The sequence below is a fragment of the Cyanobium sp. Candia 9D4 genome (assembly GCF_024346155.1).
In the GTDB taxonomy this organism is placed as follows: Bacteria; Cyanobacteriota; Cyanobacteriia; order PCC-6307; family Cyanobiaceae; genus Cyanobium; species Cyanobium minutissimum.
The window spans coordinates 224,088-242,538 of the sequence record NZ_JAGQCK010000002.1 but is presented as its reverse complement, the minus strand read 5'-3'; the positions used below and the strand labels follow the sequence as shown (position 1 = coordinate 242,538).

Below are 18,451 nucleotides of genomic sequence, written 5' to 3'. Positions count from 1 at the left end.
GCGCACCGTGCTGGCCTTCCCGAGCAGCTATTCGGTGGGGATCACCAGCCTGGGCTACCAGGTGGTGTGGGCCAGCCTGGCGCGCCGCAGCGACCTGGACGTGCGGCGGCTGTTCACCGACCAGGGGGACCCACCGCACCGCCATTGCGACCTGTTCGGCCTGTCGCTCAGCTGGGAGCTGGACGGACCGGTGCTGCTCGACCTGCTGGAGCAGCAGGGCATCCCCCTGTGGAGTCACCAGCGGGGGGAGGACGACCCGATCGTGTTCGGCGGTGGCCCGGTGCTCACCGCCAACCCGGAGCCCCTGGCCCCCTTCTTCGATGTGGTGCTGCTGGGCGACGGTGAACTGCTGCTGCCCGCCTTCATCGACGCGCTCCAGGCGGCCCGCGCCCTGCCCCGGCCCGAACGCCTGCGGCAGCTGACCCGGGTTCCCGGGGTCTACGTGCCGTCGCTGTATGCCCCCCGCTACGACAGCGATGGCACCCTGCTGGCGGTGGAGCCCACCGCCGCCGAGGTGCCGGCGACCGTCGCCAAGCAGACCTGGCGCGGCAACACCCTCAGCCATTCCACGGTGATCACACCGGAGGCGGCCTGGCCCTCGATCCACATGGTCGAGGTGGCCCGCAGCTGCCCGGAGCTCTGCCGCTTCTGCCTGGCCAGCTACCTGACCCTGCCGTTCCGCACCGCCTCCCTCGACGACGGCCTGATCCCGGCGGTGGAGACGGGCCTGGCGGTGACCCAGCGGCTCGGCCTGCTGGGGGCCTCGGTGACCCAGCACCCCCAGTTCGCCGACCTGCTCACCTGGCTCGATCAGGACCGTTTCGAGGGCACCCGGGTCAGCGTCAGCTCGGTGCGGGCCGCCACCGTGACCCCCCAGCTGGGGCGGATCCTGGCCCGGCGAGGCAGCAAATCACTGACGATCGCGATTGAAAGCGGCAGCGAACGGATGCGCCGGGTGGTCAACAAGAAGCTGGCCGGCGAGGAGATCTTCTCGGCGGCCCGCTACGCGAAGGAAGGGGGCCTCAGCGGCCTGAAGCTCTACGGCATGGCGGGCCTGCCCAGCGAGGAGGAGGCCGACATCGAGGCCACCGCCGACCTGCTGCTGGCCCTCAGGAAGGCCACCCCGGGCCTGCGGCTGAGCCTCGGGGTGAGCACCTTCGTGCCCAAGGCCCACACCCCCTTCCAGTGGGAAGGGGTGCGGCCGGAGGCGGAGAAGCGCCTGCAGCGGCTGGCCCGGCGCCTGCAGCCCAAGGGGATCGAGCTGCGCCCCGAGAGCTACGGCTGGAGCGTGATCCAGGCCCTGCTCTCCCGCAGCGACCGGCGCCTGGCGCCGGTGATCGCCGCGGCCCGCGGCCGCCACGACAGCCAGGGCGGCTGGAAGACGGCCTACCGGGCGGTGCGGGCCGGGGAGGCAACGGCCCCCGCCGACCTGCCGGTCCCCCTGCCGGCGCCGCCCCCCTGGGAGGAGGTGGTCCACGCCACCTGGGACGAGGAGCGGGTGCTGCCCTGGACCCATCTGGAGGGTCCCCTGCCGCCCGCCACCCTGCTCAGGCATCGGCAGGAGGCGCTGGCCGGCGATAGCAGCGCAGACCCGCCAGCAGCACCCACCCCGCCACATTGACCCGGCTGTCATAAAGGGGGATGTCGGTGGCGTGCAAGGCCACCAGCACCAGGGCCGCGGCCCACCAGGCCCGGTCGAACAGGGCCCCGCCGGCCATGCCCAGCCGCCCGGCCCGGAGCAGCAGCCACAGCACCAGGCCCACCACCAGGACGGCGACCGGCACCCCGTGGCTCATCGCCAGATCGATCGGCAGGTTGTGGGGGTGGCCGTGCCAGAAGCCGGTGCGCATCGGATAGATGATGCTGAAGGCGGCCGCCCCCCAGCCCAGCCAGGGCCGTTCGGCGATCAGCCCCAGGGCCACCTGCCACTGGGCCAGGCGGGTGATCGCCAGGGGCCGCTGGCCGCCGTGCTCGAGGTCGATCAGCCGGCCCCAGATCGCCTCGGGCACCACCTGCCGGGCCAGTTCCTGCGGGGCCGCCGGCACCCAGGGCAGGGTGGACAGGCCGATCACCGCCAGCACCACCAGCAGCACCGGCAGCAGCCACAGCCAGCTGCCGGGCCCGGCCACCACGGGCACCGCCAGCATCAGGGCCCCCCAGGCATTGCGAGAATCGGTGAGGAACACCGCCGCCACCAGGCCGGCGGCGATCACCAGCACCACCCCCCGGCGGCGCCAGCCGAGGCCCCCCTCCAGCAGGGCCGCCAGGGTCAGGGGCCAGGCCAGCACCAGCCAGGCGCCGGCGATGTTGGCGTAGTCGAACAGCCCGGCCAGCCGCTCCGGCGGATTGCCGCCGGCCTTGATGTGCCAGATGATCAGGCCCCCCAGCCACTGGAAGGGTCCGCTCCAGCCCCACCAGATCTGGCCCAGGCCGGTGAGGATCACCGGCACCGTGCCGGCCACCACCGCCAGGGCCACCCGGCGGCGGGCGGCGGGGGTGCCCAGATACACCTGGAAGCCCCAGAAGCCCCAGAAGAAGGGCAGCCAGTTGCCGAGCCCCAGCCAGGCCAGGTCATTGCTGGCGGCCCGGAAGCAGCCCAGCACCATCAGCACCGCCGCCGCCAGGAGCACGACGTTGACCCGGTCCGCCAGCACCGGGCGTCGGCCGCGGCTGCCCAGGATCAGTGCCAGCAGCAGGGCCAGGCCGGCCAGGAAGGCACTGCTGGCCAGCAGGACCATCCCCAGCTGGAAGCAGCGCCAGCCCAGCGGTGTGGCGGCGGCCGGCTTGGGCGCCATCAGGCGCTCGTCGAGGGCAGAGAAACGGATCACCGGAGCGGCGGCGGCAGCGAAGGACCGACGGCGGGTCCCGGGGCAAGGCTCAATCAAACACAGCGGTTCGGCCCCGGTAGACCATCACCTGGCGGCGCAGGAACAGACGCACCGCCCGGGCCAGGGCCAGCCGTTCGGTGTCGCGGCCCTTGCGGATCAGGTCCTCCACCTCGTCGCGGTGGCCCACGTGCATGGTGGCCTGCTCGATGATCGGCCCGCCGTCCAGCTCCTCGGTGACGAAGTGGGCCGTGGCGCCGATCAGTTTGACCCCCCGCTCCCAGGCCCGGTGGTACGGCTGGGCCCCCTGGAAGGCCGGCAGGAAGGAGTGGTGGATGTTGATCACCTGGGAGAAGCGGTCCAGGAAGGCGGGGCTCAGCACCTGCATGTACTTGGCCAGCACCACCAGCTCGATCCGTTCCTCCTCCAGCAGGGCCAGCTGGGCCTGCTCCACCTCCGGGCGGGTGGCCGCCGTGACCGGCAGATGGACGAAGCGGGCACCGAAATCGACCGCCAGCGCCTCCAGGTCGGGGTGGTTGGAGATCACCAGGGGCACCTGCATCGGCAGCTCCCCGGAGCGGGTGCGCCAGAGCAGGTCCACCAGGCAGTGGTCCTGGCGGCTGGCGAAGATCGCCACCCGGGGCAGGGCATCGGAGAAATGCACCTGGCCTTCGCCGCCGAGGCGCCCCGCCAGGGCCGCGACGGCCGGAACGATCGCCTCACGGGGCAGGCCGAACCCCTCCAGGGCCCATTCGATCCGGCTCAGGAACAGCCCCGCCCCCGCATCGGTGTGGTGGTCGGCATGGAGGATGTTGCCGCCGTTGGCGGCCACCCAGCCCGAGAGTTCGCTCACCAGCCCTGGCCGATCGGGGCAGATCAGCTGCAGGATCGCCGTGGGGGAACGCATCAATGAATCCGGAACGGATCGGTCGGAAGCTGCATCGTGGCGCAGTCGGGCCGGTAAAGTCACGGCGCCAGCCACGTCACTGCACCGTCCCATGGCCGTCGCGTCGATCCCTGCGCCCCTCTCCCTGATGGGTGTCCTGCGCCGCCTCAGCCTGGTTGCGGTGGCCCTGGTGCTCAGCTTTTCCCTGGTGGCCTGCTCGGGCGACCAGACCCGCAAGCCGCCGACGATCAGCCCGGAGGACATGACCCTGATCGCCCGCCAGGCCGAAGGGTTCCTGGCGTCGAAGGAGCGCCTGCCGGAACTGGCCGACCTGGTCAACGAGCGCAACTGGGTGTTCACCCGCAACCTGATCCACGGTCCGATGCAGGATCTGGGCCGCCAGATGCTCTACATCAACCAGCGCCTGCTGCCGGCGGACCGGGCCGAGGCCACCAAGCGGGCCACCAAGCTGAAGGCCTCCCTGGCCAAGCTCGATGAGGCCGCCCGTCTGCAGGACGGCGAGAACCTGCGCAAGGACTACATCAAGGTGGCCACCGGCTTCAGCTCCTATGCCGAGGTGATCCCCGCCGAGGCCATCGCCCTGGCCGAGACCTTCGCCGCCGAAGCCAAGGTCTCGAACGCCGTGCCTCCGGCCCCGTCCCCCACCACCCCCGCGCCCCAGCCCGTCGCCAGCGGCGACGACGCCTGATCCGCACCGCGGCTGGCCCCGCAACCCCTCCTGAACCGGGCGGGTCCCCGTTGTCCGCATCCGGCACCTCCGTCATCGTGATCGGAGGCGGCATCGTGGGTCTGGCCTGCGCCTGGTGGCTCCAGGGCCGTGGCCATACGGTGCTGCTGCTCGATCCGACCCAGCGCCTTGCCCCTGGGGAGCCCCCCGGCGCTGACCCCGGCCCGGGCAAATCCCCCGAGCGCAGCGGCAGCCTGGCCGCCCTCGGGGTGTTGATGGCCGACAGCTTCCACCGCGACCGGGGCCGGGCCTGGGAGCTGCGTCAGCGCAGCCTGGAGCTCTGGAGCCGCTGGCGCCACGATCTGGCCCGGCGGGGACATCGGATCCCCTACCGCTCCGGGGTGCTGCTGCTGGCGGCCGATGGGAAGGAGCAGGAACGGCTCGTGGCACTGGGGGCCCGCAAGCGGGCCCTGGGCCTGCCCCTGGAGCCCTGGGACCGGCGGCGGCTGGATCAGCTCGAACCGGGCCTGCCCCAGCCGTCGCTGGCCGGGCTCCACTCCGGCCGCGACGGCCAGCTCGATCCCGGATCGGCCCTGGCCGCCCTGGCGGCGGACGGCCGCGAACGGGGTCTGACCCTGCGGGCGGAGGCGGCCGTGGCCCTGCGCCCCGAAGGGGGCGGCTGGCGGGTGGAGCTGGCCGGTGGCGGCGTGGAGCGGGCGGCGTGGGTGGTGCTGGCGGCGGGCAGCGCCAGCGGCACGCTGCTGGAGGCTGCGGCGGGGCTGGCCGCGGGGGTGAACTTGGGGGGGGATGGTGGCCCCAGGGTGCTGGAGCCGGTGCTGGGCCAGGCCCTGGAGCTGGAACTGGACAGCCCTCTGCCGACCCACTGGCCCGGGGCGGTCGTGTGGCGGGGCATCAACCTGGTGCCCCGTCCCGACCTGGAGGGGGGCCGGCGCCTGTGGCTGGGGGCGACCCTGGAGCCGGGCCGCGAGGCCGACCCGGACCAGCTCAGTGGGCTGCGGGACCTGGGGGGGGCGGCACCGGCGTGGCTGCGGCAGGCGCGGGTGGTGCGCCGCTGGCAGGGCCTGCGCCCCCGCCCGGTCGGCCGGCCGGCCCCCCTGCTGGAGCAGCCGGCCCCGGGGCTGCTGCTGGCGAGCGGCCACTACCGCAACGGCATCCTGCTGGCTCCCGCCAGCGCCGCCTGGGTGGCGGAGCAGATCGAGGCCCGCCCCAGCGGCGCCTGAACACTGCGGCAGCCATGAAAAAGCCCCCCTGGAGAGGGGGGCCGTGGCTGTCGGAACCGCGGCACTCGGCCGACGGATCACTTGCTCTCGGTGAACTCGGCGTCGATGACGTCATCGGCGGCCGAAGCGGTGCCGTTGCCATTGCCACCGGGGGCGGCGCCGGCGGCGGCACCCTCGGCCCCGGCCTGCTGGTACACGGAGGCACCGGCGGCATAGAGGGCTTTCTGCAGCTCCTCGAGGCTGGCCTTGATGGCCGGGGAGTCGTCCTTCTCGAGGGCCTCCTTGAGGTCCTTGGCGAAGCCCTCCACCTTGGCCTTGTCCTCGGCAGCCACCTTGTCGCCCAGTTCGCCCAGCTGCTTCTCGGATTGGTAGATGAGGGTCTCGGCCTGGTTCCTCAGGTCGATCTTCTCCCGCTTCTCCTTGTCGGCGGCGGCGTTGGCCTCCGCATCCTTCACCATCTTGTCGACTTCGTTGTCGCTGAGGGTGGAGGCGCCGGTGATCGAGATGCTCTGCTCCTTGCCGCTGCCCTTGTCCTTGGCGGTGACGCTGAGGATGCCGTTGGCGTCGATGTCGAAGGTGACTTCGATCTGGGGCACGCCACGGGGGGCCGGGGGGATGCCGTCGAGGCGGAAGGTGCCCAGCGACTTGTTGTCGGAGGCCATCTCACGCTCGCCCTGCAGCACGTGGATCTCCACGTTCGTCTGGCCGTCGACGGCGGTGGAGTACACCTCCGACTTCTTGGTGGGGATGGTGGTGTTGCGGGTGATCATCTTGGTCATCACGCCGCCGAGGGTCTCCACACCCAGGGAGAGGGGGGTGACATCGAGCAGCAGGATGTCCTTCACCTCGCCGGCCAGCACACCGCCCTGGATGGCAGCACCCACCGCCACCACCTCATCGGGGTTGACAGTCTGGTTGGGGGTCTTGCCGGTGATCCGCTTGACCAGCTCCAGCACGGCAGGGATGCGGGTGGAGCCGCCCACCATGACGATCTCGTCGAGCTCGCTGGTGGAGAGCTTGGCGTCCTTGAGCGCCTGCTCCACCGGCACCCGGCAGCGGTCGATCAGCTTGGAGGCCAGCTCCTCGAACTTGGCCCGGGTGAGGGTGAGGTCGAGGTGCTTGGGGCCCTCGGGGGTGGCGGTGATGAAGGGCAGATTGATCTCGGCCTGGGTGGCGCTGGAGAGTTCGATCTTGGCCTTCTCGGCCGCCTCGGTGAGGCGCTGCAGAGCCTGCTTGTCCTGGCGCAGGTCGATGCCCTCGTTGGCCTTGAAGCTGTCGGCCAGGTGATCGACGATCACCTTGTCGAAGTCGTCGCCGCCGAGATGGGTGTCACCGCTGGTGGAGAGCACTTCGAAGACACCGTCGCCCACTTCCAGCACGGAGACGTCGAAGGTGCCGCCGCCGAGGTCGAAGACGAGGATGCGCTCGTTGCTCTTGCGATCCAGGCCGTAGGCGAGGGCGGCCGCGGTGGGCTCGTTGATGATGCGCAGCACCTCGAGGCCGGCGATCTTGCCGGCGTCCTTGGTGGCCTGGCGCTGGGAGTCGTTGAAGTAGGCCGGAACGGTGATCACCGCCTGGGTGACGGTTTCACCCAGGTACTTGCCGGCGTCCTCGGCGAGCTTGCGCAGCACTTCGGCCGAGATCTCCTCGGGGGCGAACTGCTTGCTGAGCACCGGGCACTTGATCTTGACGTTGGCGCCGGCCTTCTCGACGCCGTAGCTGACTTCCTTCGACTCCTCGTTCACCTCATCCACCCGACGGCCGATGAACCGCTTGACGGAATAGAAGGTGTTCTCCGGGTTCATGACCGCCTGGCGCTTGGCGATCTGTCCGACCAGCTTGTCCTGGTTCTTGGTGTAGGCCACCACCGACGGCGTCGTGCGGAAGCCCTCGGCGTTGGCGATCACCGTGGGCTTGCCGCCCTCCATCACGGCGACGCAGCTGTTCGTGGTGCCGAGGTCAATACCGACGACCTTGCCCATGGATGACCACCTCCTGGTGTGGATGAAGTTCTGACTGGAGCCATCTTCCGCATCCAGGGTTCACCCAGGCGAGGGGTGGTTCCCGAACCGGTGCCGTACCGGGAGGCGGGTCTGGGCCTGTCGGAGCCTGGGATCCGGGGGATCTACGGTCGGGCGGCAGCTGCTCACCCGAGCCCATGGCGACCCCCCAGGCAGCACCGGCGATCGGTGGCGGCACCGCCCTGGCGGGGGTGCTGGGGGATCCGGTGCGCCACTCCCTCTCGCCGGCGATGCACAACGCCGCCCTCGCCGCCCTCGGCCTTGACTGGGTCTACCTGGCCCTGCCGGTGGCGGCGGCAGACCTGGCCGTGGTGCTGGAGGGCCTGGAGGCGATCGACTGCCGCGGCCTCAACGTCACCCTGCCCCACAAGCAGGCCGCCGCCGCCCTGGCCCAGGAACTGACCCCCCTGGCGCAGCGGCTGGGGGCGGTGAACACCCTGGTGCGACGGGACGGCGGCGGCTGGCTGGGCACCAACACCGATGTGGAGGGGTTCCTGGCGCCGCTGCGCGACCTGGCCGCCCGCGAGGCCCTGGTGCTGGGCTGCGGCGGCAGCGCCCGGGCGGTGGTGGCGGGGCTGGTGGAGCTGGGCCTGGGCCGCATCCGGGTGGCGGGCCGTGACAGCACCCGCCTGGAGCACTTCCTCACCTCCTGCGCCGACTGGGCCCCCGGCCTGGAACCCCTGGCCTGGGACTCCGCAATGGCCGACCGGGCAGATCCCCTGGCCGCGGCGCTGGCGGGCGCCGACCTGGTGGTGAACACCAGCCCGGTGGGCATGGCCTCCGGCGGGGATCCGGCGGCGGCGGGCCGCTCGCCCCTGACCCCGGAGCAGGTGGCCCTGCTGCGACCGGCCGCCACGGTCTACGACCTGATCTACACACCTCGGCCCACGGCCCTGCTGCGCCTGGCCGGCACCCGGGGCTGCCGCACCATCGACGGCCTGGAGATGCTGGTGCAGCAGGGGGCCGCCTCCCTGCGGCTCTGGAGCGGCCGGCGGGACGTGCCGGTGATCGCCATGCGGGAGGCCGCCCTGGCCCGGCTGGGGCCCCCCTAGCCTGCGGGAACCGTCCGCCCCCGAGCCAGCGCCCCCATGGAAGGTCCCCCGATCTGGCAGCGGCTGCTGGGAGCCCTGGCCTACTTGCTGCCCCTGAGCGATGCCCTGCGCTTCGGGCAGGCCCTGTTTGACATGTTCCCGCTGCTGCAGTGGCTGGCGCTGCCGGCCCTGCCCCTGGTGATCCTGGAGCAGGCCGTCCCCTTCGGTGGCCTGGTGCTGTTCCTGCTGCTGTTCCTGCTGGTGGTGCGCAACCCCCGGGTGCCCTACCCGATCCGCTTCAACGTGCTGCAGGCGATCCTGATCGACATCGTGCTGGTGCTGCTCAGCCTGGCCTTCGACACGGTGCTGGCACCCCTCGGCGCCGGCTTCGCCGTCCGCACCCTCTCCAACACGATCTTCCTGGGCACGGTGCTGCTGGTGCTGTTCTCCGTGGTCCAGAGCCTGCGGGGCAAGGAGGCCGACATCCCCACCGTCTCCGAGGCGGTGCGGATGCAGCTCTACTGAGCAGCTCCGCTGGAGGGAGCCACGGCGCTGCGATAGGGTCTTGGATCCGTCGCTGACGGGCCCCGGTGCCCATCAGCCCCTCCACAGGCGACCATGACGCAGCCCTATTACGAAACGATGTACATCCTCCGGCCGGACATCCCGGAGGAGGAAGTCGAGACCCACGTCGCCAAGTACCGCGACATCGTCGTCGAGGCCGGCGCCGAAGTGCTCGACACCCAGATGCGCGGCAAGCGCCGCCTGGCCTACCCGATCGCCAAGCATCGGGAAGGCATCTACGTGCAGCTCAACCACAGCGGCGACGGCCAGCAGGTGGCCGTGCTGGAGCGGGCCATGCGTCTCTCCGAGGACGTGATCCGCTACCTCACCGTCATTCAGGACGGTCCCATGCCCCCGCCCCGCAGCGTCCCCGGCGCGGCGGTCGAGGTGGCTCCCACCGAAGCGGCGACGGCCTGAGTCGGCTTGTTCTCCCCTGTTCCCTGGGCCTAAAGTCCGCCCAATGGGTGCCAGGCGATGACGGCGACGGACAGGTCCACGGACGGCGATGAGGCCGGCCCGGAAGGCAGACCGGCGTCGCGCGGACTGCCGGCCCAGCCGGCCTTCCCCCCTTCCAGCTGGCCCTCCAGTCCGCCGCCGCCGGCCGCCAGTGTGCTGACGCCCGGCCAGCCGGTGGCCCCCGTACCGGTGCCACCGCCCGCCAGCTTCAGTTTCGGCGACGTCCCCGCCGCCCACGATCCGGCCCCCATCGTCGCCGAGCCCGTCGCTGACGACCTCGGCCCTGCCATGGCGACCGCCCCCCCGGCGGCCGCGGCTCCACCGGCCACAGCCACGGCGGCCACCCCTGGCCCCGCCACCGCCAGCCCCACCAGCCTGGCCATCACCACCACCGGCCCCGACGCCCAGCAGCTGGAGATGGAGCTGGCCGCCGCCCGCGATGAGCTGAAGGCCCTGCACGAAATGCTGGAGGACCTGCCGGAGATCTTCGAGCGCAAGTTCCAGCAGCGCCTGGCCACGGTGATGGAGCACCAGAAGCACCTGCTCGCCGACAACCAGTCCCTGCGGGATCGGCTCTACAGCCTCAACCCCGCCGCGGCCGACGGACCGCCCCCCGGTTCAGGCCGCCCCCAACCCCTGCTGGTGCCCACCGTGGCCAGGAAGCAGGGCTGGGGTCAGGCCCTGAAGCGGGCCCTGCGGCTGGGCGGCCCGGACGCCGCCAGCCGCTCGGATCGGGAGGGACGCGGCGGTGGAGGGGCACCCCAGAAGATCAGTCGCCACGACGACGGGCGGCCCATAACCGCGTAGGCATCCCCCACACGTAGATGAAGCCCTCAGCGGCCCGGTGGTCGAAGAGGTCTTCGGCGCCGTAGGTGGCCATGTCGGGCACGTAAAGGCTGTCGCTGGCGCTGGAGCGCCCCACCACGGTGGCGCTGCCCTTCTGGAGCCGGATCCGCACCAGGCCGTTGACGGTGGCCTGGGTGCGGTCGAGGAAGCCGTCGAGGGCGTCCTTGAGGGGTCCGAACCAGAGGCCCTGGTACACCAGTTCCGCCCAGCTCATCTCGATCTGGCGTTTGTAGCGCAGCACGTCGGCGGCCAGGGTGAGGCTCTCCAGCTCCTGGTGGGCGCGGATCAGCAGCAGCAGGCCCGGGGTCTCGTAGATCTCCCGGCTCTTGATGCCCACCACCCGGTTCTCGATCATGTCGAGGCGGCCGAAGCCGTGGGCCCCCGCCAGGGCATTGGCCCGCCGGATCAGGGCCACCGGATCGAGGCGCTCGCCGTCGATCGCCACCGGGTTGCCCTGCTCGAAGGCGATCTCCACCACCTGGCCCTCGGCCGGGGCATCCGCCACCGACCGGGTCATGGCGAAGACCTCCTCCGGCGGCTCCACCATCGGATCCTCCAGGGGGCCGGCCTCGATGCTGCGGCCCAGCAGGTTGAGGTCGATCGAGTAGGGGGATTTCTTGCTCACCGGCGCCGGGATGTCGCAGCGCTCGCCGTAGGCGATCGTCTCTTCCCGGCTCATGCCCCACTCCCGGGCCGGGGCCAGCACCTTGAGGTCGGGGGCCAGGGCGCCGATGGCGACGTCGAAGCGCACCTGGTCGTTTCCCTTGCCGGTGCAGCCGTGGGCCACCGCGTCGGCCCCCACCTCGCGGGCCACCTCGACGAGGCGGCGGGCGATCAGGGGGCGGGCCAGGGCCGTGGAGAGGGGGTAGCGCCCCTCGTAGAGGGCGTTGGCGCGGATGGCCGGGAAGGCGAACTCGCGGATGAAGGGGTCGATCAGGTCGTCCACCCGCGACTGGCTGGCGCCGGCCGCCAGGGCCTTGAGGCGGATCGGCTCGAGCTCATCGCCCTGGCCGAGGTCGGCGGCGAAGGTGATCACCTCCTTCACCCCCCACTCGCGCATCAGGTAAGGGATGCAGACGCTGGTGTCGACACCACCGGAATAGGCGAGCACCACCCGCTCGGCACGCGGCATGCCCCCGGGCTGTTCAGCGCCCGCCCCCTGCTGCCCCAACGTCGCCATCCGTGCCGCTCCTGCGCTGTGGCGCCCGATTCTGGCGCCTGGGGGTCATTCTCCCCCCTGGTCCGCCGGCGGCAGCCGCCAGCGCAGCAGCACCACCAGGGCCAGCAGCAGGGGCGGCCCCAGCACCAGGGCGGCCACCACCGCCGGCTGGACCGGCAGGGGCTGGGGCCAGCGCAGGCCGGCGGCGGCCAGCAGGGTGCTGAGCAGGAGGGCCGCCGACCAGAGCCGGCCCACCTCCAGGGACTTGGACGGGGTCATGGGGGCGGCGCGATAGAGTGGTGAGTCGGTCCTTGACGACCCAGCCTGACGGCATGAGCATTCTCGACACCATCAACCCCTCCCTGACCCGCTACCGGCGCAACGAGCCGGCGCCGGTGCTGCCGCTGCGGGATGAGCCCGACCTGCTGAGCCTGCTGGAGGCCAGCGGCCGCCTGGTCGCCGACGAGGAGACCGCCAGCACCGATGTGAGCACGGTGGAGGAGGAGGAGCTGTCGGCGCTGATGGGCGAGAAGGAGGATTACAACCCGGCCGACGAGCCCTCGGAGGAAGACTGGGAGGACTGACGGCCCGCGCCGGCTCCACCCTGCAGCGTTTCCGATGGCCTCCCGCGACGGCCGCCTCCCTGCGGCCCTGCTCGCCCTGATCCTGCTGGGCGCCTGCCTGGCCAGCGATACCTTGGTGGCCAATTCCATGCTGACCCTGCCGCTGGTGGTGGCGGCCCTGGTCAGCGCCGGGGTGGCGGCCCTCGGGGTGCCGCGGCTGCGGGCCCTGAAGCTCGGCCAGGTGATCCGTGATGAGGGGCCCCAGGCCCACCACAGCAAGGCGGGCACCCCCACCATGGGGGGCCTGCTGGTGGTCCCCGTGGGGGTGCTGGTGGGGGGGCTGATCAGCCCGGAGGATCCCCGCCCGCTGGCGGTGGCGGCGGTCACCCTGGCCTACATGGCGATCGGCGCCGTCGATGACTGGCGCAGCCTCACCCGGCGCACCAACACGGGCCTGAGCCCCCGGGGCAAGCTGCTGCTCCAGGCCCTGGCCGCCGTCGGCTTCCTGGTCTGGGCCCACCAGGGCGGCTGGCTGGGGGGCGGGGTGCCCGGCGATCTGGGGCTGCCCTTCGGCCGGGTGCTGACCCTCGGGCTGCTGATCTGGCCCCTGGCCCTGTTCGTGTTCCTGGCCGAGAGCAACGCCACGAACCTCACCGATGGGCTCGATGGCCTGGCCGCCGGCTGCGGCGCCGTGGTGTTCACCGGCATGGGGCTGCAGCTGATGCTGCGGGGGCACGGGGGCGATCCGGTGCTGGCCGCCTTCTGCACCGCCATGGCGGGCTGCTGGCTCGGCTTCCTCAGCCAGAACCGCCACCCGGCGCGGGTGTTCATGGGCGACACGGGCTCCCTGGCCATGGGGGCGGCCCTCTCCTCGGTGGCGCTGCTCACGGACAGCCTCTGGCCCCTGCTGCTGATGGGCGGGGTGTTCCTGGCCGAATCCCTCTCGGTGATCCTGCAGGTGGGGGTGTTCAAGGCCACCAAGGGCCCCGACGGCCAGGGGCGGCGCCTGTTCCGCATGGCGCCGCTGCACCACCATTTCGAACTCGGTGGGATGGCGGAGCAGCAGGTGGTGCTGGGGCTGTGGGGCGCCAGCCTGATCCTGGTGCTGGTGGGGCTGGTGCTGCTGCCTTGAGCCCCTGCCACCGCATGATGTTTAGAACTGAATCCTCAGTCCGCCTCCGTAGCCGAATTGACTGCCGTTGGATTCCACTTGATAGTTCACCGTTGCATACAGAGAAGCATTCCTGGCAAGCTGAACATCAACACCACCGGTAACGGTGAGGGCATTGGCCCCTCCGTTTTCGCCCTGGGTGGAGAAGGAGCCCGCACTCGGCGCCGCAACGAAGGTTGCGTTGAGTGACTTGTTTCCAGTGCTGTTGGCCAGTGCATCGAGCTGATACGCCACCGCCAACCGGGGTGTGATGCTCTGAACCTTGTCCTGACTCAAGGCGATGGGGCTGAACGCCAACTCCATCCCAAGGGTGGCCACCAGACTGCTGGCCGTATTGCCGTCAACACGGAGGTTCAGCGCCCCACCATCCGATTCAGTGAACCCATTCTGCTGGTAGCCGCCCCAGGCCAGACCAGCAATGGGTTTGAGCCGCATCGATCCATTCCCCTGGCCGGCGTTGATGAGGATGTCGTAGGAGGCATGGATCGCCGCGGTGTAGCCCTTGGCAGCGGTGGCCCCATGGATCGTTGAGCCATTTCCGATGGAGGCCACGTTGCGGCTGCCGTCGACAGCAAAGCTGCTGTAGCCGAGCAAACCCTTGATGGTCCACCGCTCCGTGGGTCGATAGACGGCGTAGAAGGCACCACCATTGACATCGGCGCTGACATTGGCCGACGTCAGACTCATGTCATCGAGATTGGAGGTTCCATAGCCGTAGGCAGCGCCAACACTCCACTGCCTGGAAAGCGCATACTCCAGACCAAAAACGGAGGAAAAAATGCCAGCGTCATAGGAGGAAAGACCCTCCTGCCCCCTGATGCTGCTTGTCGTATTCGAGGCTTGAGCAAAGACACACACGGGACGTTCTGGGGCTTGCCCATTCCTGGTCTCCGGGCCGTTGATCAACCAGCCATGGCTCTGGCAGTTGCCAGCGAGCGAAAACAACAGCTCGCGCTGACGCTTGAGGGTCGCCAGGCCAACAGCCTGGTAAGCCGCATAGGGCTCCGGTGAGAGAGAGTCAATCGCCGCCGCAAGCTGACTGCCTGAAGTCAAGCCCAGGAGCTCGGAGGTGGCGGTGAGGAAGTCACTGCTGACACCCGCTGCCGCAGCCTGCCCTGATGTGAACCCCGTCGTACCGATCGCAGTCCCTGTGGCATTGGCACCTGTGGTGGTTCCCGGTTGGTTGCCAGCCGCCGTAGCCAGGTAGGCGAAGACACGGTCAAAGGCACCCGCCATGGCCAACTGATTCCGCTGACCCTTGCCCAAGCTGGAGAGTGCCGAAGCGGTAGCCCCGGAGCCATTCCTGGGTTGCCACTGCACATCGAAGGTGGACGCATTGCCATCCACTTCTTGAACCAGGTTGGTGCCGTAAGTCAGGAGGGCACTGCTGATACCGGACGGATTGAGTGTGAGGCTGTTGCTTGTTGCAAAGCCATTGCCGGCTGTGATGATGTTGTAACTGAAGTTCGGCCAGGGGCTGCCGCCGCCATAGGCCATCAGATTGACACTGCCGGTGACGTTGGTCACGTCACCGATCACGCTGATCTTGTCGTTCTGGGGGCCTTGGATTTCAGCGTTGATGGTGCCGCCGTTCAGACGGAGACCCGCCGCCGTGATCGTGCCGATCGAATTGCCAGGCGAAATCTGGGCTCCTGCAACCAGGTTGGTTTGAGGCAAGCTGCCGGAACCACCAATGGTGCTGCCTGGCTGGACGGTCAACTCGGAGGATGAAGCAATGGACCCGTTGACCGATAGCGTGGCGCCGTTGGCAACCGTTGTTGAACCTGTGTAGGTGCTATTGCCCGTAAGAGAGAGAAACCCGGGATTAGAGAACGTGATACTCCCAGCCTGACCTGGAGTTAAATCAGAGAAGATCCCGCTGAACACGGAGCGATTGCCATCGAGGTCAACCGTGCTTGTGGCCTCGGCTCCAAGCAACCAATTCTGCGTATACAGGCCTGGACTATTCACAACCAACGTGCCACCCGAAAAGATCGTGCTGTTGACATTGGTAATGTCGGTTGTTGTCCCGGTGGCCATACCCCGCAACACCGAAAGGAGCACGCTATTACCGGTGTATTGGATTCCGTAGCTGAAGAACGACGAAAGGCCGGTCGCATTGATCGATGAGAATTGAGAGCTAATCGTTGGCGCGGAGAATAAGGTATAGCTCGATAGTGGCGCGCCATCGAAGTTTCCAAAATTGAGATTCAGTGTTCCTCCCAGGGCGATAGATCCAGTGGATACCACCTGGTCTGCACTGGCTACTCCAACCTCGAAGCTACTGATTGATCCACTACTTAAGCTGAGGTCGCCATTGAAAGTGAGCGTGCCAATGGAATTTCCGGGGGCAAGAATACCCCCAGAAAGCACCGACGTGGCAGGCAACGTTCCAGTACCCTTAATCGTGGCACCGGCATTCACGGTTAACCCAGAAGAAGCGGCGATGGAACCATTCACCGCCAAGCCGCTTCCAGCGGCAACCGTGGTACTGCCAGTATAGAGATTGATGCCATTCAAGTTCAGGACACCACCACCAGATTGGATCAGGCGCCCAGTTCCTGATACAACACCGGTGTAGGTATAGTCGTTGCTACGATTGAAGACAAGACTTGCGTTGTTGATGATATTGGATGCGTTGCTGATGGAGCCGGTGGTGCCGCCATTGCCGATCTCCAGCGTCGCGCCGTTCTCGATCGTCGTGGTGCCGGTGAAGGTATTCGCGCCCGTGAAGGTGGTTCGACCGCCCGAAGCAGAATTGACAATGGCCAGATTGCCCGCCGTTCCGGCGACGGCGTCGGAGAACACCCCAGAGAAGGTGGCCGCGTTTCCGTACTGATCGATCCGGTTGGTGGATGAGGAGTCGAGTGTGAAGTTCTGCGCGTAACTGCCGTTGGCCTGGTCCACCCTCAGCGTGCCGCTCTCAAAATCCGGCAGCAGGCCAGCCCCGAGTTGGCTCGCCTCATGATACGTTTGGCTGGGATTGATCTTTGTAGAGACGATCAGATCCCAGCTATTCGTTTCCGATCCGGCGCTGAGGCGCCACGACAACAGACCGAATGCAAACTGCGTGTCTTCATTCGTGATGGCAGAAGCGGCCACACCGGTGAGGATATTCGTATAGCGATTGACAGCAAGACTTGACGATGGATCGATGCCGAAGGTCATCGTTCCAGATGGCTCGAACACCGAAAGTCTGCCCCGGTTTGAAAGTGACTGGACAACCACGTTGTAGGTGCCCGGCAACGCTCCGAAGTAGGTCAGCGGGGAGCTGGCCTGCGCATTGGTCAGCACACTGACACGCGCATCCCCGCTCAGCCGGACGCTGTAGCTCGTGAAGGCCACGCCACGAACAATGGTGCCAAGGTTGGTGATTGCGGTCGTGCCGCCGCTCAGGTTGATGCCGTCACCACCTGTGCCCCCGCTCCCGCCCCGGATCGTTGCACTGGATCCGTTGGTGATCGTGTTCGTGCCCCCCGTCAGGGAGATGCCAGCCGCGCCAATCCCTCTGGCGCCAGCAACACCCGCACCCCCCGAGGAGCCGCTTGATCCATTCGTGGGGCCAGACCCGCCGCTGCCACCAGCACCGCCAGCGCGGCCAACGCCGCCAGCGCCGCCAGCGCCGCCCGTGATGGTTCCTGTGTTGTTGATCGAGAGATCGGAGCCGGAGACACCAGCCCCGCCATTGCCGCCTGCGCCACCGTTGCCACCGACGCCGCCGTTGCCACCAGCGCCGCCCCGAATGGCCGGAGGCGTGCCCTGGCCGCCGCTGCCACCGCGGCCACCAGAGCCGCCAGCCCCTCCGCCAGCTCCTGCGCCGCCTGTGATGCTTCCTGTGTTCTCGATCAGGAGGCCGGTCCCGGAGACGCCAGCCCCGCCATTGCCGCCAGCGCCCCCGTCGTTACCGCGGCCGCCGATCCCACCGGTGCCACCAAAACCACCTGCGCCACTGGCCACACCACCGGTGCCGCCGTCGCCGCCGGCGCCGCCAGTCCCACCACTGCCGCCATTAATGGATCTGGAATTTGTGATGGACGTGTTGGCACCCGTCTGACCATCTCCACCGGCGCCGCCGGCAGCACCCAGGCTGCCGTTGCCGCCGGGACCACCGGCCCCTCCCTCGTTGCCGTTGGAACCGGCCGGGCCGGTGGTGCCCGGCAGACCCGCCGCACCGGCTGTCCCCGCGGTCCCGGTCAACGTGCCGGTGTTGACAACCTGTGCGGAAGCGCTGGTCGCGCCGATGACCCCCCCGGCCAACAGAGCCAGGGGCAGGACTGCAACGCTGCCGCTGACGTGGAACTGAGCGCGCCAGCGGCCACAGGGGACCATCCGCGCCCGTGGCCTGCCGCCACACTCATCGTCTGTTGACGGAAGCTCCTGGAACAGCATCGAACGATCAATCGCTGGAACTCGGTTGACCGAACAGATCGGCGTTTGGCGACGAGCGTGATGGCACCGGAAGAAGGCTCAAAACTTTTTTCGGCGCGAAATCTAGTGCCTTGATGAAGGGACTGCCAGGTGGCGGGGGTGCGGATCACGGCCAACAGATCGGCAAAGGATCAGGCCACCCGTGGCTGAAGAATGTCCTGCAGGGATCTGGCGATCTAGCTCACGGTCGACTGGTTTTTCCCCCACAAGGGAAGCTCCATCAATCGACACACACCACCGACACACCAGCCGTTCGGCTCGAACTAAACTTGGTCCAAGATCCTTTTAAGAACGAATCCTTTTCAGGACGTCACCACCATGGCCTACTTCACCTGGAAGGAAACGGGTCTCACCGCCGACTGCGCCAGCCTGGAGGCCATGGCGGCGCGCTTTGAGGAGGCGGCCGCCCTGATGCGCCGCATGGCCGATGAGGGCTTCAAGGTGGAGCGTCACCCGGAGGGGCAGCGCATCACCCACCCCGATCCGGCGGTGTTCGGGGCCTACGGCTTCGTCAGCGAGGAATCGGCCGAAAGCCAGCTCACCCTGCTGGACGAGTCCGGCGCCTGAGGGCG

15 protein-coding genes and 1 pseudogene are annotated in these 18,451 nt (G+C 69.0%); 10 read left to right on the top strand and 6 right to left on the bottom strand.

The annotated features are described in order from the left end of the window. The first annotated feature begins 7 nt into the window (after positions 1 to 7). Positions 8 to 1,621 carry a radical SAM protein gene (locus tag KBZ08_RS05785; RefSeq protein ID WP_254972014.1) on the top strand — a complete coding sequence of 538 codons (1,614 nt, stop codon included), beginning with the start codon at positions 8 to 10 and terminating at the stop codon, positions 1,619 to 1,621. Here KBZ08_RS05785 and KBZ08_RS05780 read toward each other — a convergent pair. Both KBZ08_RS05780 and purU read right to left on the bottom strand, forming a co-directional pair. Then, the gene (locus tag KBZ08_RS05780; protein ID WP_254972013.1) at positions 1,548 to 2,828 is read right to left on the bottom strand and encodes an O-antigen ligase; all 1,281 of its coding nucleotides are present in this window, start codon (positions 2,826 to 2,828) and stop codon (positions 1,548 to 1,550) included. The genes KBZ08_RS05785 and KBZ08_RS05780 overlap by 74 nt on opposite strands. 49 nt (positions 2,829 to 2,877) lie before the next feature. Beyond that, positions 2,878 to 3,732, bottom strand: a complete 855-nt coding sequence (gene purU / locus KBZ08_RS05775) for a formyltetrahydrofolate deformylase (RefSeq protein ID WP_254972012.1) — start codon at positions 3,730 to 3,732, stop codon at positions 2,878 to 2,880. Between the two features lie 124 nt (positions 3,733 to 3,856). Here purU and psbQ point away from each other — a divergent pair. Together psbQ and KBZ08_RS05765 are read left to right on the top strand one after the other, a co-directional pair. Next, positions 3,857 to 4,312: pseudogene (psbQ, locus tag KBZ08_RS05770) on the top strand (photosystem II protein PsbQ); the annotation flags it as partial. Positions 4,313 to 4,470: 158 nt separating this feature from the next. Next, complete coding sequence (locus KBZ08_RS05765; protein ID WP_254972011.1) at positions 4,471 to 5,640, top strand: FAD-binding oxidoreductase; 1,170 nt, start codon at positions 4,471 to 4,473, stop codon at positions 5,638 to 5,640. Between the two features lie 77 nt (positions 5,641 to 5,717). Here the strand turns inward: KBZ08_RS05765 and dnaK are convergent, their stop codons facing one another. Beyond that, entirely contained in the window at positions 5,718 to 7,622 is a 1,905-nt protein-coding gene (gene dnaK, locus KBZ08_RS05760; protein ID WP_254972010.1) for a molecular chaperone DnaK, read from the bottom strand. A 176-nt stretch (positions 7,623 to 7,798) separates the two neighbouring features. Here dnaK and KBZ08_RS05755 point away from each other — a divergent pair, with 176 nt between their 5' ends. The 4 genes from KBZ08_RS05755 to KBZ08_RS05740 all read left to right on the top strand — a co-directional run bounded on the left by KBZ08_RS05755 (position 7,799) and on the right by KBZ08_RS05740 (position 10,519). After that, positions 7,799 to 8,713 (top strand): shikimate dehydrogenase, encoded by a 915-nt coding sequence (locus tag KBZ08_RS05755; protein WP_254972009.1) that lies wholly within the window; start codon positions 7,799 to 7,801, stop codon positions 8,711 to 8,713. A gap of 36 nt (positions 8,714 to 8,749) precedes the next feature. Continuing rightward, the gene (locus KBZ08_RS05750; protein WP_106222289.1) at positions 8,750 to 9,217 is read left to right on the top strand and encodes a Tic20 family protein; all 468 of its coding nucleotides are present in this window, start codon (positions 8,750 to 8,752) and stop codon (positions 9,215 to 9,217) included. 93 nt (positions 9,218 to 9,310) lie between these two features. After that, a complete protein-coding gene (gene rpsF / locus KBZ08_RS05745) occupies positions 9,311 to 9,673 on the top strand; it encodes a 30S ribosomal protein S6 (RefSeq protein WP_015109956.1) in 363 nt (120 codons plus the stop codon). A gap of 57 nt (positions 9,674 to 9,730) precedes the next feature. Beyond that, positions 9,731 to 10,519, top strand: a complete 789-nt coding sequence (locus tag KBZ08_RS05740) for a hypothetical protein (protein WP_254972008.1) — start codon at positions 9,731 to 9,733, stop codon at positions 10,517 to 10,519. On the opposite strand, the gene KBZ08_RS05735 is transcribed toward KBZ08_RS05740, so the two are convergent. Both KBZ08_RS05735 and KBZ08_RS05730 read right to left on the bottom strand, forming a co-directional pair. Further along, a complete protein-coding gene (locus KBZ08_RS05735) occupies positions 10,482 to 11,690 on the bottom strand; it encodes an argininosuccinate synthase (protein WP_254972007.1) in 1,209 nt (402 codons plus the stop codon). The genes KBZ08_RS05740 and KBZ08_RS05735 overlap by 38 nt on opposite strands. 93 nt (positions 11,691 to 11,783) lie before the next feature. Further along, positions 11,784 to 11,996, bottom strand: coding sequence for a hypothetical protein (locus tag KBZ08_RS05730; RefSeq protein WP_254972006.1), 213 nt, complete (start codon positions 11,994 to 11,996; stop codon positions 11,784 to 11,786). A gap of 53 nt (positions 11,997 to 12,049) precedes the next feature. Between KBZ08_RS05730 and KBZ08_RS05725 the strand changes: the two genes are divergently transcribed. After that, the gene (locus KBZ08_RS05725; protein WP_015109952.1) at positions 12,050 to 12,301 is read left to right on the top strand and encodes a DUF3134 family protein; all 252 of its coding nucleotides are present in this window, start codon (positions 12,050 to 12,052) and stop codon (positions 12,299 to 12,301) included. Positions 12,302 to 12,335: 34 nt separating this feature from the next. Next, positions 12,336 to 13,412 (top strand): phospho-N-acetylmuramoyl-pentapeptide-transferase, encoded by a 1,077-nt coding sequence (gene mraY / locus KBZ08_RS05720; protein ID WP_254972005.1) that lies wholly within the window; start codon positions 12,336 to 12,338, stop codon positions 13,410 to 13,412. Between the two features lie 21 nt (positions 13,413 to 13,433). On the opposite strand, the gene KBZ08_RS05715 is transcribed toward mraY, so the two are convergent. Further along, on the bottom strand, positions 13,434 to 17,840 hold the full coding sequence (locus KBZ08_RS05715; protein WP_254972004.1) for an autotransporter domain-containing protein: 4,407 nt from the start codon (positions 17,838 to 17,840) through the stop codon (positions 13,434 to 13,436). Positions 17,841 to 18,197: 357 nt separating this feature from the next. Between KBZ08_RS05715 and KBZ08_RS05710 the strand changes: the two genes are divergently transcribed. Then, the gene (locus tag KBZ08_RS05710) at positions 18,198 to 18,446 is read left to right on the top strand and encodes a hypothetical protein (protein ID WP_106222280.1); all 249 of its coding nucleotides are present in this window, start codon (positions 18,198 to 18,200) and stop codon (positions 18,444 to 18,446) included. Positions 18,447 to 18,451: the final 5 nt, after the last annotated feature.